15 protein-coding genes are annotated in these 15,362 nt (G+C 62.8%); 10 read left to right on the top strand and 5 right to left on the bottom strand.

The window, feature by feature from the left end; all coding sequences use genetic code 11:
• Nucleotides 1-72 precede the first annotated feature (72 nt).
• Nucleotides 73-771, top strand: coding sequence for a hypothetical protein (locus AKL28_RS04455; protein ID WP_231602335.1), 699 nt, complete (start codon nucleotides 73-75; stop codon nucleotides 769-771).
• A 38-nt stretch (nucleotides 772-809) separates the two neighbouring features.
• Here the strand turns inward: AKL28_RS04455 and AKL28_RS04450 are convergent, their stop codons facing one another.
• The 3 genes from AKL28_RS04450 to AKL28_RS04440 all read right to left on the bottom strand — a co-directional run bounded on the left by AKL28_RS04450 (nucleotide 810) and on the right by AKL28_RS04440 (nucleotide 3,142).
• Entirely contained in the window at nucleotides 810-1,529 is a 720-nt protein-coding gene (locus AKL28_RS04450; RefSeq protein ID WP_050466855.1) for a Rossmann-fold NAD(P)-binding domain-containing protein, read from the bottom strand.
• A gap of 45 nt (nucleotides 1,530-1,574) precedes the next feature.
• The gene (locus AKL28_RS04445) at nucleotides 1,575-2,444 is read right to left on the bottom strand and encodes an oxidoreductase (RefSeq protein WP_050466854.1); all 870 of its coding nucleotides are present in this window, start codon (nucleotides 2,442-2,444) and stop codon (nucleotides 1,575-1,577) included.
• A gap of 125 nt (nucleotides 2,445-2,569) precedes the next feature.
• Entirely contained in the window at nucleotides 2,570-3,142 is a 573-nt protein-coding gene (locus tag AKL28_RS04440; protein ID WP_050466853.1) for a TetR/AcrR family transcriptional regulator, read from the bottom strand.
• Between the two features lie 266 nt (nucleotides 3,143-3,408).
• Here AKL28_RS04440 and queE point away from each other — a divergent pair, with 266 nt between their 5' ends.
• From queE to ldcA, 4 genes are all read left to right on the top strand, one after another.
• Nucleotides 3,409-4,044, top strand: coding sequence for a 7-carboxy-7-deazaguanine synthase (gene queE, locus AKL28_RS04435; protein WP_050466943.1), 636 nt, complete (start codon nucleotides 3,409-3,411; stop codon nucleotides 4,042-4,044).
• A 139-nt stretch (nucleotides 4,045-4,183) separates the two neighbouring features.
• Nucleotides 4,184-4,630 (top strand): 6-carboxytetrahydropterin synthase QueD, encoded by a 447-nt coding sequence (gene queD, locus AKL28_RS04430; RefSeq protein ID WP_050466852.1) that lies wholly within the window; start codon nucleotides 4,184-4,186, stop codon nucleotides 4,628-4,630.
• A gap of 5 nt (nucleotides 4,631-4,635) precedes the next feature.
• Nucleotides 4,636-5,217, top strand: a complete 582-nt coding sequence (gene tadA, locus AKL28_RS04425; RefSeq protein ID WP_050466851.1) for a tRNA adenosine(34) deaminase TadA — start codon at nucleotides 4,636-4,638, stop codon at nucleotides 5,215-5,217.
• Nucleotides 5,214-6,227 carry a muramoyltetrapeptide carboxypeptidase gene (gene ldcA, locus AKL28_RS04420; RefSeq protein ID WP_050466850.1) on the top strand — a complete coding sequence of 338 codons (1,014 nt, stop codon included), beginning with the start codon at nucleotides 5,214-5,216 and terminating at the stop codon, nucleotides 6,225-6,227. The genes tadA and ldcA overlap by 4 nt, the downstream gene beginning before the upstream one ends.
• A 3-nt stretch (nucleotides 6,228-6,230) precedes the next feature.
• Here ldcA and AKL28_RS04415 read toward each other — a convergent pair whose 3' ends face one another.
• A complete protein-coding gene (locus tag AKL28_RS04415) occupies nucleotides 6,231-6,749 on the bottom strand; it encodes a DUF1439 domain-containing protein (protein WP_231602342.1) in 519 nt (172 codons plus the stop codon).
• A 350-nt stretch (nucleotides 6,750-7,099) separates the two neighbouring features.
• Here AKL28_RS04415 and AKL28_RS04410 point away from each other — a divergent pair, with 350 nt between their 5' ends.
• From AKL28_RS04410 to AKL28_RS04390, 5 genes are all read left to right on the top strand, one after another.
• On the top strand, nucleotides 7,100-8,698 hold the full coding sequence (locus tag AKL28_RS04410; protein WP_082221354.1) for an ABC-F family ATPase: 1,599 nt from the start codon (nucleotides 7,100-7,102) through the stop codon (nucleotides 8,696-8,698).
• Nucleotides 8,699-8,720: 22 nt separating this feature from the next.
• On the top strand, nucleotides 8,721-9,860 hold the full coding sequence (gene nadA, locus AKL28_RS04405; protein ID WP_050466848.1) for a quinolinate synthase NadA: 1,140 nt from the start codon (nucleotides 8,721-8,723) through the stop codon (nucleotides 9,858-9,860).
• Nucleotides 9,857-10,768: a carboxylating nicotinate-nucleotide diphosphorylase gene (gene nadC, locus AKL28_RS04400; RefSeq protein ID WP_050466847.1), complete on the top strand. Its 912-nt coding sequence runs from the start codon at nucleotides 9,857-9,859 to the stop codon at nucleotides 10,766-10,768. The genes nadA and nadC overlap by 4 nt, the downstream gene beginning before the upstream one ends.
• A 190-nt stretch (nucleotides 10,769-10,958) precedes the next feature.
• On the top strand, nucleotides 10,959-12,239 hold the full coding sequence (locus tag AKL28_RS04395) for an MASE1 domain-containing protein (protein WP_231602334.1): 1,281 nt from the start codon (nucleotides 10,959-10,961) through the stop codon (nucleotides 12,237-12,239).
• Nucleotides 12,239-13,075, top strand: coding sequence for an alpha/beta hydrolase (locus AKL28_RS04390; RefSeq protein ID WP_050466845.1), 837 nt, complete (start codon nucleotides 12,239-12,241; stop codon nucleotides 13,073-13,075). Before AKL28_RS04395 ends, AKL28_RS04390 begins: the two co-directional genes overlap by 1 nt.
• A gap of 23 nt (nucleotides 13,076-13,098) precedes the next feature.
• Here the strand turns inward: AKL28_RS04390 and AKL28_RS04385 are convergent, their stop codons facing one another.
• Nucleotides 13,099-15,339 (bottom strand): patatin-like phospholipase family protein, encoded by a 2,241-nt coding sequence (locus AKL28_RS04385; RefSeq protein WP_414735688.1) that lies wholly within the window; start codon nucleotides 15,337-15,339, stop codon nucleotides 13,099-13,101.
• Nucleotides 15,340-15,362 lie beyond the last annotated feature (23 nt).

The raw sequence follows: 15,362 nt of genomic DNA, 5'->3' as shown, positions 1-15,362 counted from the left end.
TACGTGTTGCGCAATGACTTGCTACCGTGCCGCTCCTTTGAATTCAACGCAAAAACCACCACTATCATGATCATGACGACAAAGAAAAATGCCTCATTGCCGATGTCGGTATCCAGTCGCCTGGTTACCGGCCGCAAGCAGCTGATGACGGCCGTCGCACTGACCGCTTCGCTGGCGCTGGCCAATCCCGCTTATGCCAATTACCTGTGGCTGGAGAAAGATAGCGCGGGCGGGCAGTCCAATGGACGTTTCCGCGTCTATTCCGGCGAACTGGCCAAGCGCGATGTGTCCATGCCGCAGATCGACATGCCAAAAGCCTTTCCATCGGATGAGGCCGCCAGCCTGCCGGTGACGACGGTGGGCGACCACTTGCAGATCGACAAGGCGCCGGCAGGCGGCGACCTGCGTTTCTCCGCGCGCGAAATTACCGGCAAGAACACCGTAGTGTTCTACCAGGCCCGCTATGGCCGCGGCGAGACCGAGGCCGTCAATGACCTCGAGCTGGTGCCTACCGCACCGGGCGGCAACACTTTCCGGCTGATGTGGAAGGGCAATGCGGTGGCCGCTTCCCAGGTCAACGTCGAGACATCCGAAGGCTGGCGCCGTGTGCTGACGCCTGCCAAGGATGGCACCGTCACGCTGGGCACGCCGTTTCCGGGTTTGTACGTGCTGGAAGTGACGGCCAAGGTGAACGGTTCGGTCACCATCGACGGCAAGGAATTCACGGACGTGCGCCACGTGGCCACGCTCAGTTTCGAGGTGGCGCAATGATGACTCACGAGGAACAGGCTTAAGGCCTCTTCCTCACGTCAGGCAGCACGCAGGCTTAGCCGGTGGATATCGGCCGTTTCCAGCACGCCTTTTTCGCCGCCGTGTCGGACGGCTTCCAGCATGGCCTTGCCGATCAGTTCGGTGGTCAGGATCTTGTCCGGCCAGAGTGCGCGCAGCAGGGGCAGCAAGGGCTGTAGCACCGGATAGAGCAAGCGGTAGGCTGGCGTCTTCGATCGCACACCATGCATCGGGATGATGGCGCCGGGACGGAACATGCAGGCATGCGCAAAACCCTGGCGCAGCAGCGCATTCTCTGTCGCACCCTTGACCCGCGCCCACATGCTCTTGCCGCGCTCGCTGCTGTCGGTACCGGCGCCGGAGACGTAGATGAAGGTCATGCCCGGATTCAGCCGCTGCAATGAGCGCGCCGCCGCCATCGTGAGGTCATAGGTGATGCGGGCATATTCATCCTCGCGTATGCCCAGCGATGACACGCCCAGGCAAAAGAAACAGGCGTCGAAACCGGCCAGTTCGGACTCGATGGCGCGATAGTCGAACATGTCGGCATGCACCAGTTGGCGCAGTTTGCTGCTGAGCGCCTGGTTGAAGCCGGCGTCCAGCCTATCCTTGCGGAACAGGCTGGTGTCGGCCGGGCCGCGCCCCACGGTGGTGACCTGCGTGACATCGGCGGCGACCAGGCATTCGCGCAGTACACCCAGGCCGACCATGCCGCTGGCGCCGAAGATCAATACTTTCATCGTGTTTCCTTTCATTGCGGGATAGGGCGTGGTGCATGCTGCGGCTTATTCTGCCGGCAGTTCGGGGACCGGGAGATCCGAATAGCCGGTCGACGTGGTGACGTGTTTCCAGCGCTCGGCGTCGGCTACGCGCTGCTGGTCGATCAGGCCGAAGTAATGCAAGGCATCCTCGCCCAGCATCAGGTGCATCGGCGGGGCCGGATGCACGGCCAGCTTCAATACCACCTGTGCCACGCGCGCAGGATCGCTGTGCTCGGTGCCGGCCACGCCGCTGAGCATCTTCATCCACTTGCCCACTGACTCCTCATAATCGGGCATCACATCGGGGGCATTGCCGCGCGCGCGTTGGGCCCAATTGGTGCGCATGCCGCCGGGTTCAAGCGCAGTGACCTTGATGCCCAACGGGGCGGTCTCCATCGCCAGCACTTCGGTAAACCCGCCCACGGCCCATTTCGCTGCCTGATAGGCGCTCAAGCCCGGCATCCCGATACGTCCGCCTACCGATGACACATTGATGATATGGCCGCTGCGCCGTGCACGCATGAAGGGCAGCACTGCGCGCGTGACGTCGACCACACCGTAGAAGTTGGTATCGATCTGGGCACGGTAGTCGGCTTCGCTCATCTGTTCGAAGGGCAGCATCTGGCCATAGCCGGCATTGTTGACCAGTACGTCGATCTGGCCATAGGCAGCGATGACTTGCTCCACCGCGCGGCCGATGGCGGGGCGGTCGGTGACATCCAGTGGCACCGGCAGCAATCGGTCGGGATAGCGCTGGACGAGATCCGCCAGTTGCGCCGGCGTACGCGCTGCAGCAACTACTTTGTGGCCGGCGGCCAGCGCGGCTTCGGTAATGTCGCGGCCGAGGCCGCTGGCGCTGCCGGTGATGAACCAGACTTGGGAGGGATGGGACATGATTGATTCCTTTCGTTGGTTGATATGATGCTCAGTTTTATGAGTGTTTAATCACTCATTTATTGCCATGTAAAAGAAGCGGAACAATCCGCTTCACCGTTAATGCCGACCCAGGGGACGGCTAGTCATTTGCCGCCAATGGCATTCCAGAAGGCGATGAAGCCTGCCTCGCAGTACTTCTCTTCCTGGTCGGGGTGGCGCAGCAGGAAGTCAATCGTCATGTCCGCCAGCGAACTCATGATGGCGCCGGCGAAATCCGGCGACTGGTCGCGCAGCATGCCGATCGACACGCTTTCGGCGATCAATTCGCTGATCTCGCAAAAGGCTTCGGCACCCTTGGCGCGGGTAGCGGGCATGACCGCAGCCGATACCGACAATTGCTGCATCACCTTGCGCCGCGCCGGATTCTGGGCGCCCCAATGCACATAAGCGTGCCACACATGCCGCACCCGCTCGCGCAGCGGCGCGCCGTGCGGAAAACCTTCCATCATCGTCGCGTGCAGCGTGGACTTCACCTCCAGGTAGAGCTGGTTCAACAACTCGTCCTTGGTGATGAAATAGGTGAACAGCGTGCCTTCAGCCACCCCGGCTGCCTTGGCTATCTTGGAGGTTGGCGCGCCCGTGCCCAACTCGGCAATCACCTGGACGGCGGCGGCGAGGATGGCGATGCGTTTGTCTTCGCTTTTAGGGCGGGCCATGTTTGCTTTTGAAATAATGAATGAGTAAGCACTCATTTTATGTGGGCTTATTCGAAATAGCAAGCCCCCAATGAAGCATCTATGCGTATCCGAAACAACAAGGATGTAGCCGCTGGCAGTAGCCGGCGGCTGCGCCAGGCCTGTCGTCCCGCTATAATGTCGCCCTTGGACGTTCGGAAAATATCCCGAAATATCAGGCGCTTAGGAAATCCTCCGGCAGTTGGGGGCTTCTTTCAGCCCGTTTTATGCCTTCCCGCACCGATATCGTGACTTACAGCATCAAAGAAATCTTCTACACCTTGCAAGGCGAAGGCGCCCACGCAGGTCGTCCGGCGGTATTTTGCCGTTTTTCCGGCTGCAATTTGTGGACCGGGCGGGAGGAAGACCGCAGCCGCGCCATCTGCCAGTTCTGCGATACGGATTTCGTCGGCACCGATGGCGAGAACGGCGGCAAGTTCAAGTCGCCGCAAGAACTGGCCGCCAGGATAAACAGCCTGTGGCCGGCGAGCTATGCACCCAGCAAGTACGTGGTGTTTACCGGCGGCGAGCCGCTGCTGCAGCTTGATGGGCCGTTGATCGATGCCATGCATGCCGCCGGTTTTGAGATTGCCATCGAGACCAATGGCACCATCCCGGTGCCGGCCGGCGTGGACTGGATCTGCGTCAGCCCCAAGATGGGTTCGGAGCTGAAGGTGAAGCGGGGCAGCGAACTCAAGGTCGTGGTGCCGCAGGCCGGACAACCGTTGGCCGAGTACGAGACGCTCGATTTCACCCACTTCCTGCTGCAGCCCATGGACGGGCCGGATGCCGCGGCCAATACCAGGCTGGCCATCGAGATGGTCAAGGGCAATCCGAAGTGGAAGCTGAGCATCCAGACCCACAAGCTGCTCAATATCCCCTGAAGATCATCCCGATCCCATACCCGGCATGGCCAATCCGCTGACGCGGGGCCGTGCCGATTGATTACAATCGCTTATTGCCGCCCGGTGCGCATGCTGCGCCTTGTGCGCCGGGGCAGGCTTCCCTCTCAGAAAACCATTCATGCTGACGATCACCCGCAAACTCGAATTCGATGCCGGCCACCGCATCCCCGACCACAAGAGCCAGTGCCGCAACCTGCACGGCCATCGCTATACGCTGGAGATCACGCTGACCGGCGCGGTGATCGACATCGAAGGCAACTCGGACAATGGCATGATCATGGACTTTTCCGACATCAAGTCGCTGGCCAAGGAACATCTGGTCGACGTCTGGGACCATGCCTTCCTGGTCTATGAAAAAGACACGCCGGTGCGTGACTTCCTGGCCAGCCTGCCGGGCCACAAGACGGTCGTCATCGACAGCATCCCGACCGTGGAAAACCTGGCGCGCGCCGCGTTCAATATCCTCAAGGCGGCCTACAAGGACCGCTACGGCACCGGACTGCACCTGCAAAAACTGGTGCTGCACGAGACGCCCAATTGCTGGGCTGAAGTCACTGCGGATTGATACCGATGGATGAGGCCATGCAAACCGAAGACGACCTGCGCCATATGCGCGCCGCGCTGGACCAGGCAAATAACGCCTGGGCACTGGGCGAGGTGCCGGTCGGCGCGGTGGTGGTCAAGGACGGCGTGGTGATTGCCAGCGGTTTCAACCAGCCCATCGGCAAGCACGACCCGACCGCGCATGCGGAGATCATGGCGCTGCGCATCGCTGCCGAAAAACTGGGCAACTACCGCCTGCCGGGCTGCGAGCTGTATGTGACGCTGGAGCCTTGCGTGATGTGCTCGGGCGCCATGATGCACGCGCGTCTGGCGCGGGTGGTGTACGGCGCGGCAGATCCCAAGACTGGCGCGTGCGGCTCGGTGCTCAACCTGTTCGAACAGGAAAAGTTGAACCACCATACTGAACTCCTGGGCGGCGTGATGGCCGAAGAGTGCGGCCAGCTGCTGAAGGATTTTTTCGCCATGCGGCGCGAGGAAGTGAAGCGGCAGCGCCTGCTCGACGCCGCCGAGGCGGGAGCGGCAGAGCTGGCCGAGGATACCGAAGCGGCCTTGCATGAGCAAACCAATGACGAAGGTGAGCGTGAATGACTGAAGCAGCGCCGGCCGCAGGCCGTGAACTACTCGATGGACTGGTGCCTGCCGGCACGGGGGTGGCGATCGTCGCCCCGTGCGGCCATGCCGGCGATCCCGCCGGCGTGGATCGCGGCGTGGCCCTGCTGGAATCGCTGGGATGCCGCGTACGTAATTTCTACAGCCACCAGACGCGGTTCCAGCGCTTCGGCGCCACCGACGAGCAGCGCGCAGCGCAACTGATGGCAGCAGCGGCCGACCCGGACATCGATGTGATGCTGTGCCTGCGCGGTTCCTATGGCATCAGCCGCATCCTGCCGGTGCTGGATATCCCCGCACTGGCCGCCAGCGGCAAGCTGCTGGTCGGCTACAGCGACGTCACCGCGCTGCAATTCGCCTTGCTGAAGCTGGTGGGCATGGCCGGTTTCCAGGGCCCCATGCTGGCTGGTGATTTTGGGGCCGAGCAGCCGAACTGGCAGGCATTGGCGACGTTCTGGAAAACCCTGACTTCACCGCAGACTGTGGTGCGCAACTACACCGGCCCGGCCGGCGCCGACCGGGCGCCCAACGGCGACCGCTGGACCGACCCGCAAAGCCCTGTCCTGCAATGCGAAGGCAAGCTGTGGGGCGGCAACCTGGCAATGGTGGCGCACCTGGTCGGCAGTCCGTGGTTTCCGCAGGTCGATGGCGGCATCCTGTACCTGGAGGATGTCAACGAGCATCCGTTCCGCGTCGAGCGCATGATGCTGCAACTGGAGCATGCCGGCGTACTGGCACGGCAAAAGGCGATCGTGCTGGGCGACTTCTCCTGCTATCGGCTGGGGGAGGTCGACAACGGCTACGACTTCGGCGAGATGCTGGCCTTTTTACGCAAGCGCATCGCCACGCCGATCATCACCGGCTTGCCGTTCGGCCATGTGCGCGACCTGGTTACGCTACCGGTGGGCGCACACGCGGCACTGGACTCGAAGGGGGCCGAAGGCTTCGCGTTGACGCTGTCGGGTTACCCGACATTGCATGCACGCTGATTGTCACTGTTCCTTGATTTCCACCTTCACCGCATCTTTCTCCACGGTGATCTTGCCCGGTTCGAAACGCTTGCCGTTCATTTGCAGCTGCTCGGGCGTGAAGGTATAGACCGCGTAGTCGCGCAGCAGCTTGTCGGCGGCGGCATTGCCCAGTGCGCTCAACTGCTGGCCATATTGCGGCAGCAGGTCTTGCGAGTCGACGTTTTCCACCTTGGGCGAATCCAGCCGCAGTGAACGCGTGGCGGCATCGTACTTGAAGCCGCTGCTCATGGTCAGTGCGGCATTGACCGGCCTGGCCAGCAGCAACGGGTTGGCGATTTGCGCGTCGACCACGGTGGTCAGGCGGTTCTTGGCCGGATCCATTCCCAGCCGCGGGTTGCTCAGGGTGACCTCAAAAATTTCCATGTAACGCAGCTTGCGCGGAAACTGCGGCGCGATCGCCGTCTCCAATTCCTTTTTTGACACACTGTATTCGCCGGTCCAGATGTTGTAGGCAGCATGGCTGGCCGCGGCAAGTCCCATCCCAGCGATGGCAAAAGCGGTGAGGGCGGCAGGAATGGTGCGGCGGGGCATCTTTTTTGCTTGCGTCATATCGTCTTCATTTCAATGCAGCGAAGCCGCTTGGAGTCGGTGCGGTCGGCTAAAAATCCCGGCCATTGTAGCTTCCAGGGGCGGATGTGCATGTACAGCGCTTGCCGTCGGGAAAGTTGGTGCCGCATCTTGGATTGCTGATCGGCTCGCAGAAGGGCTGCAAGGCAAGCCGGCACTGGCTCGCAGTGGTAAAATTGCCGTTTTCGCTTGTTTTGGCGCGCTTTGCGGCAATGTCCGCTTTTTGCCGCGCGCAAGTTTCATTTTAGAAAAGGTTTTTCGCAGTGCTATCCACCGCTAACATCACCATGCAGTTCGGCGCCAAGCCGTTGTTTGAGAATATCTCCGTCAAGTTCGGCGACGGCAACCGCTACGGCCTGATCGGCGCCAACGGCTGCGGCAAGTCGACCTTCATGAAGATCCTGGGCGGCGACCTCGAGCCATCGGCCGGCAACGTCAGCCTGGACACCAACGAGCGCCTGGGCAAGCTGCGCCAGGACCAGTTCGCCTATGAAGAAATGCGCGTGCTGGATGTGGTGATGATGGGCCACGTCGAGATGTGGGCGGCGATGTCCGAGCGCGATGCCATCTACGCCAATCCGGAAGCCACCGACGACGACTACATGAAGGCCGCCGACCTGGAAGCCAAGTTCGCCGAGTACGACGGCTACACCGCCGAAGCGCGCGCGGGCGAACTGCTGCTGGGCGTGGGCGTGCCGATCGAACAGCACCAGGGACCGATGAGCAACGTCGCGCCTGGCTGGAAGCTGCGCGTGCTGCTGGCGCAGGCGCTGTTCTCCAATCCGGACATCCTGCTGCTGGACGAACCGACCAACAACCTGGACATCAACACCATCCGCTGGCTGGAAGACGTGCTCAACGAGCGCAATTCCACCATGATCATCATTTCCCACGATCGCCACTTCCTGAACCAGGTCTGTACCCACATGGCCGACATGGACTACGGCACGCTGAAGGTCTACCCGGGCAACTACGACGACTACATGCTGGCCTCGTCGCAGGCGCGCGCGCAGCAATTGGCGGTCAATGCCAAGGCCAAGGAAAAGGTCGCGGAATTGCAGGACTTCGTGCGCCGCTTCTCGGCCAACAAGTCCAAGGCGCGCCAGGCGACATCGCGCGCCAAGCAGATCGACAAGATCAAGGTCGAGGATATCAAGCCGTCTTCGCGCGTGAACCCCTTCATCCGCTTCGAAGGCGAGAAGAAGCTGCACCGCCTGGCCGTGGAAACCCAGGGCATCGCCAAGACCTACGACCGCGACATCTTCAAGAACTTCAGCATCATGGTCGAAGCCGGCGAAAAGATCGCCATCATCGGCGCCAACGGCGCCGGCAAGACCACCTTGTTGCGCAGCATCGGCGGCGACGTTACCGGCCTGCATCCGGATTCCGGCCTGGTGAAGTGGGCTGAGAACGCCAACGTCGGCTACATGCCGCAAGACCCGACCGAAGAATTCGCCAAGGGCGAGACCCTGACCGACTGGATGGGCATGTGGACCCAGGAAGGCGACGATGACCAGGCCGTGCGCGGCATCCTGGGTCGTCTGCTGTTCTCGGGCGATGACGTCAAGAAATCGGTCAAGGTGCTGTCCGGCGGCGAGAAAGGGCGCATGATGTACGGCAAGCTGATGCTGGGCCGCCACAACGTGCTGCTGATGGACGAACCGACCAACCACATGGACATGGAGTCGATCGAATCGCTCAACATCGCGCTGGAGAAATACGCCGGTACGTTGATGTTCGTATCGCACGACCGGGAATTCGTATCTTCGCTGGCGACCCGCATCCTGGAAGTGAAAGACAATGAAATCGTCGACTTCCAGGGCAACTATGAAGACTACCTGGCCAGCCAGGGTATCCAATAACCTGCAGAGCCATCCCACTGCCATGCAAGCAACAGCAACCAAGGTCGTCGAATTCGAGCGGCCGCAAATGGAGACCGGCGGGAGTTGTACCGCCAGCGCCTGGGCCAAGGTACCGCCGACGCCCAGCGTAGAGGAGCGCGCCAGCCTCAAGGCGCGCATCAAGCAACTGCTCAGGGAAAAGCAAGCGGTGCTGGTGTCGCACTATTACGTCGACGCCGACCTGCAAGACCTGGCCGAGGAAACCGGCGGTTGCGTGTCGGATTCGCTAGAGATGGCGCGCTTCGGGCGCGACCATCCGGCCAAGACCCTGATCGTGGCCGGCGTGCGCTTCATGGGCGAGACCGCCAAGATTCTGAGCCCGGAAAAGCGCATCCTGATGCCGGACCTGGATGCCACCTGTTCGCTCGACCTGGGTTGCGCCCCGGACGAATTCGCCGCCTTCTGCGACCAGCACCCGGACCGCACCGTAGTGGTCTACGCCAACACCAGCGCCGCCGTGAAGGCGCGCGCCGACTGGATGGTGACCTCGTCGATCGGGCTGGAAATCGTGCAGGCGCTGCACGCGCAGGGCAAGAAGATCTTGTGGGCGCCCGATAAGCATCTGGGCAGCTACATCCAGAAGCAGACCGGCGCTGACATGCTTCTGTGGCAGGGTTCCTGCCTGGTGCACGATGAATTCAAGGGCACCGAGCTGGAGCTGATGCGCGCCGCGCATCCCGAGGCGCTGGTGCTGGTTCACCCGGAGTCGCCCGCGGCAGTGGTGGCCCAGGCCGATGTGATCGGTTCGACCTCGCAGCTGATCGCCGCCGTGCAGGCCTCCAATGCGCCATCGTTCATCGTGGCGACCGATAACGGCATCTTGCACAAGATGCGCCAGGCCGCGCCCGGCAAGCTGTTCATCGACGCGCCCACGGCCGGCAACAGCGCCACCTGCAAGAGCTGCGCGCATTGCCCCTGGATGGCGATGAACGGCTTGCAGAATTTGCTGCACGTTTTGGAAACCGGAGCCAACGAGATTCACGTCGATCCCGCTGTCGGCAAGCAAGCCGTGGTGTGCATCGACCGCATGCTGGATTTCGCAGCCAAAAAGAAAGCCAACGTCCGCCCTTCGGCGCGGCTTGAAAACGAACAGACCCTGTTTGCAGGAATCGGCCCAGCATGACACTCCACGCCATCAAAACCAGCCCCAGCAGCATCAGCGCCACCAGCAGCCTGCGCAACCCCTTCGCACCGTTCGATACCGCGCTGCATGCCGCTTTCGACGCCAACGTCAACCAGGCCATCGCCGAGGACGTGGGGGATGGCGACTACACCGGCCTCCTGGTGCCGGAGAACGAATTCGTAAAGGCGCGCGTGATCGTGCGCGAAGCCGCCGTGCTGTGCGGAGCGCCCTGGTTCGAGGCCGTCATGACCCGCCTCGATCCGCGCCTGCAGATCAGCTGGAGCTATGCCGAAGGCGACCTGATGCAACCCGACACCGAGGTCTGCACCATCGAAGGCCCGGCGCGCGCCTTGCTGACCGCGGAGCGCGGCGCCTTGAATTTCCTGCAATTGCTGTCGGGCGTGGCCACCGCCACCCGGCGCTACGTCGATGTGGTGGCCGGCACCCGGGCCAGTATCCTCGACACCCGCAAGACCTTGCCCGGCTTGCGCCTGGCGCAGAAATACGCGGTCCGCGTAGGCGGCGGCGCGAACCAGCGCCTGGCGCTGTACGACGGCATCCTGATCAAGGAAAACCACATCGCTGCGGCCGGCGGCATCACCGCCGCGATGAACGCCGCGCAGAAGCTGGGCGCAGGCGTGACCATCCAGGTCGAGGTGGAAGACATCGCGGAACTGAAGGAGGCACTGGCCGCCGGCGCCGTTTCCATCCTGCTCGACAACTTCTCGCTGGACATGATGCGCGAAGCGGTAGCCTACAATGCCGGCCGCGCCGTGCTGGAGGCTTCCGGCGGCATCAACATGGAGACCGTGCGCGCGATTGCCGACACCGGCGTGGACCGCATTTCCATCGGCAGCCTGACCAAGGACATCCGCGCGGCGGATTTCTCGTTGCGCGTGATCGGCTGAGTATCGGCCGTTTGCGCTGCCGAAAAAACGCCGCGTCCAACGCGGCGTTTTTTTATGGCCCGCCCTGCGAGTTCCGTCGGCATCTGCCGTTTTCCGCTACGGCAGCCGCGAGTCTGCCTGATAGAATGGCCGGCATTGCCGCGGCCGAGATCGCGCAGGCATCGCCACCTTCATTTCCGGGGACTCCATTGTGAAATCAAACAATCTTGTTGCGCCATTGGCGTGGGCTGTCGTGTATTTCCTGTTCGGCTTCGCGTCGCATGAGCTCAACGGGGCATTCATCGCCAGCGGCTATATCTGGCTGCCGGCCGGCATCACCGTCGGTGCGCTGCTGCTGACGCCGACCGCGCGCTGGTTCCCGTTGCTGGTGCTGCTGGTGGCGGCCCAGGTGCTGCTGGGCTGGATCGAGCAACGCGAACTATGGCGCATGATGCTGTTTTCGTTGGACGAGATCGGCGTGGCCGCCATTGTCGTGTGGCTGGTACGGCGCGCACCCTTCCCGATGGAGGGGCTGTTCTTCGTGCGCGGCCTGCTGATCATCGGCGTGAGCGCGAGCGTGGTCAGCGGCATTTTCGGCGCCGCCTGGTTCCAGCTGACGCAAGGCTTGTCGTTCTTGCAGACCCTGCGCATCTGGGCGCTGTCCGACCTGGTCGGCATCCTGATCATGACGCCGGTGCTGGCCGGTTGGTCGCAGTTTCGCGCGACCCGCTCCGGCGGCATTGCCCGCACGGAGTTCCTGCTGGGCCTGGCTTCCTTCGTCGCCATGGTCGCGTCGGCTTACATGGCCTTCGACAGCCACATCGACCGCCTGGTATTCGATGTCCAATTCTCCACAACTTACGTTCCCCTGTTTTTCATCGCGCTGGTGACCCTGCTGTGGGGCGGGCGCGGCGGCGCGCTGTCGGTGGCGGTGCTGTCGCTGATGGCCTTCGTCTACAACTCGCTGGGCCGCGGCCCCTTCGTCGAGCTGGTGCAGCTGCATTCCAGCAATGCGTTGCTGGAGCTGCAGGTTTACCTGGCGGTGGCGTCGCTGCTATCGTTGCTGATCAGTGCGCTCAAGACTACCCGCGAGCAATTGCACGAGGATGTCGCACGCTGGAAAAACGAGGTCGAGCTGTCGCTGTCGGCCAGCCGCCAGCTGGCTTATACGCTCGATCCGCAGCAACTCGTCTTCACCTGGAGCGGCGATGTCGAGGCGCTGCTGGGATCTCCGGCGACGCAGTTGCATACGCTCGATCAGGTACTCCGGCGGGTGTCGCCGCTGGACCAGGCGCGCCTGCGCCAGCGCTGGCTGGACGGGGATGACGGCGATGAGCGCGCCGACATGCCGTTTCGCCTGCAAGACGGCGGCGCAGTCGTGCTGGATAGCAGCCGCAGCCTGCTGGACGCCGAAGACCGGCTGGCGCTGGTGGCCGGCGTCTGGCGTTTCTCCGACAAGGCGCAGGATACGGCTGAAGGCCGGGGCGTGTAATGAGCGGCCGTGTCGGCGCCTTGCTCATTCATGGGCTGGGCGGTACCCAGTACGATCTGGGCTCGCTGAACAAAATCCTGAAGAAGGCCGGGGTGGAAACGCACGCCATTACCCTGGCCGGCCACGGCACCACGCCGGAGGATCTCGTGAGCGTGCGCGCCGAGCAATGGATAGACGCCGTGGTGGCGCAATACCGCGAACTGCAGCCGCAGTACGACCAATTGCATATCATGGGGATGTGCATGGGCGCGCTGGTAGCGTTGGCGCTGGCCGAGCGCGTCCAGCACAGCGCGGCCCAGGGCAAGCTGGTGACGCTGGCGCCGCCGATCTATATCGACGGCTGGTCCACGCCCTGGTATGCCATGCTGCGTTCGCTGTTCTATCTGATTCCCGGCGTGGCCGCGCGCATGAAGGTGGAAGAGGGCGAGCCCTACGGCATCAAGAACACGCTGGTGCGTGCCGTGGTGAAGGCCAAGTTCGAGCGCGGCGACAATTTCCATTACCGCTGGGTGCCGCTGAGCTGCGTGCGGCAGGTGGACCGCCTGCGCGCCTGGGCCATGGGCGGCGCTAGGAACATCAAGGCGCCCACGCTGGTGGTGCATGCGCGCGAGGATGAGCTGACCAGCCTGCGTTCGGCCGATTACCTCAAGGGGCAGATCGCGGACGCGCGCGTGGTGGTGCTGGAAAACAGTTACCACATGATTTGCGTGGACAATGACCGCGACCAGGTGGCCAACAGCATCCTGGAGTTTTTCGGCTTCCCGCCCCAGGAGTTCCGCCCCCGCAGGCGGGAGCGGGGCGGCGATGCCGCCGGCGAAGCGCCGCCGCAAGACTGAGGCAGTACCACATCAGGCCAAGGTCAGAACACCCGGCCTAACTGCATGTACACGTTCCACACGCCGCGTTGCCCCACTGCGACGCCGAAGTAGATCGGCCCGACCGCGCTATTGCCGCCCAAAAAGACGCTGGCGCTGGTCTTGTAGGGGCCATCGCCGAAATTCTCCTTGCTTTGCCAGACGTTGCCCGCTTCCAGGCTGGTGCCCAGCACAGGGTTGCGCAAGCCGGCCAGGCTGTATTGGTTGAGGTCGCGCAGCCAGGTCAGGCGGGCGTACAGCAGGTAGTTGCCGGAGAATTGATCCTGCGCGTAGGCCGACAGGCGCTGGAAGCCCCCGAGCGTGAATCCTATGCCGTTGCTGCCCAGGCTGTTTTCGTTGGCGGACAGGCTGCGTGCACCTTCCAGGGCGACGTTGATGGTGTTGACTCCACTGCTGAAGGCCCATAAGCCCTTGGCCTGGATGTCGGAATAGCGCGCGTCATTGTTGCCGAAACCACGATTGACCTCGGCATAGGCGTAGTAACCCTTGCGCGGGAACAGCACATCATCCAGCTGGTCGATGGTCACGCGCAGGCGGGCCGTGGGCTGGCTGTCGCTGCCGCTGGGGAAGTTCACGCCATAGCCGAGCGGATAGTCGTAGTTGGGCGAGTAGCGCTGATGGCGATAGTTCACGCCCAGCCGCACCTCACCCAGGCGCGCCAGCGGCAATCCCAGATCGACTCCGGCGATGGCGGTGTCGAGGCGATATTCGTTGACCGGCGATGCCTTGACATCGCTGCCGTCGGAATACAAATCCAGATAGCGGCGGCTGAACTCCAGATAGGGGGCGATATAGGCTCCGGTGCTGCCCCAGATCGGCTGGCGCAATTCGCTTTGCAGGCTCAGGCGCGTATTGCCCAGTACCAGGTCGTTGCGCCATTCGAGTCCGCTGGCATTGATCCACGGATAGCGGTGGCCGATCTGCAGGTTGTAGCCACCGCGGCCGTTGAAGCTGTTGGACAGGCCCAGGCCGAACAGCAGGTATTGCGGCCCCCAGGATTTCGCTTCCGCGTCGATCACCAGCACGTTGCTGCCGTCGCGCGTGATCATTTCCTGCGTCACGCCGTTGAAGTCGCCATTGGTCGACAGCGCCGACAATTGGCGGTTGAGGTCGGCGCCATCGTAGATGTCGCCTTCCTTCACTGTCAGCTTGCTGCGTACGTAGTCGGTGGGAATGCGCGTGTTGTTGTGTATCTCGATGGTGTCGATGCGCGTGCCTTCGGCCAGCGTAGTGCCGTTGTGTGCACGCTCGGCCTGATAGGCCTGCCATTGCGCGGGCGACATTGACAGTTCGGTAAGGCGGGCGTTTTGCTGTTGCGCCGCGTCCCAGCCGGCGTTGATGCCATCCTTGCCGCGCGCGAAGTCGGTGAAGGACATGCCCGCCAGCATCGGTTCGATCAGTACGTCCGACTTGCCGAGCAGGGCTTTTTGCGCCTTCACGTTCTGTTGGATCAGGATGCCCACCATCTGCTGCGCCACCGCGGTCGGCGACTGCAATTGCGCAGCGTCTTGCAGCGGGGTGGCGATATTGACCGCGATCACCACGTCGGCGCCCATGTCGCGCGCGGTCTGCACCGGCAGGTTGCTGACCAGCCCGCCATCGACCAGCGTGCGCTCGCCGATGCGAAACGGCGCGAACAGCCCCGGCACCGCCATGCTGGCGCGCATGGCACGCGGCAAGGAGCCGTTCTCCAGCACCACTTCGCTGCCTTTGCCGAGATCGGTGGCTACCGCGCGGAAGGGGATCGGCAGATGGGAGAACTCGATATTGGCCGGCAATTGCGCAGTCCAGTTCTGCAGCAGCGACAGCAGGTTATTGCCCTGGACCAGGCCGGAAGCCAGCTTGAACTTGTCGCCGTCAAAACCGGCCGACAGTGAAATCGGGTACTGGAATTCGTCCTCGCGCTGCGATTGCGGCAGGCGCGAACGCTCGCTGCGATCGAAGGCGATATCGGAAAGGTTGGTGGCGGCCAGGCGCTTTTCCAGCTCGTCGGCCGGGATGCCGCTGGCGTACAGCCCGCCGATCAGCGCCCCCATGCTGGTGCCGGCGATGCAATCGACCGGGACGTGCAATTTTTCCAGGTATTGCAACACGCCCAGGTGGGCATAACCGCGCGCGCCGCCGCCGGACAGTACCAGGCAGATGCGTGGGCGCTGCTTGCCCGCAGCAGGCTCGTCGGCCTTGGCCGGTGCACTCGGGATGGCCGCCAGGGCCAGGGTCGCCAGATAAATGAACGGGATGGACAGGC

It is taken from the genome of Herbaspirillum chlorophenolicum (genome assembly GCF_001189955.1).
GTDB classification, from domain to species: domain Bacteria; phylum Pseudomonadota; class Gammaproteobacteria; order Burkholderiales; family Burkholderiaceae_D; genus Herbaspirillum; species Herbaspirillum chlorophenolicum.
The sequence above is the reverse complement of the archived record's forward strand: the minus strand, read 5'-3'. Positions and strand labels throughout refer to the sequence as shown.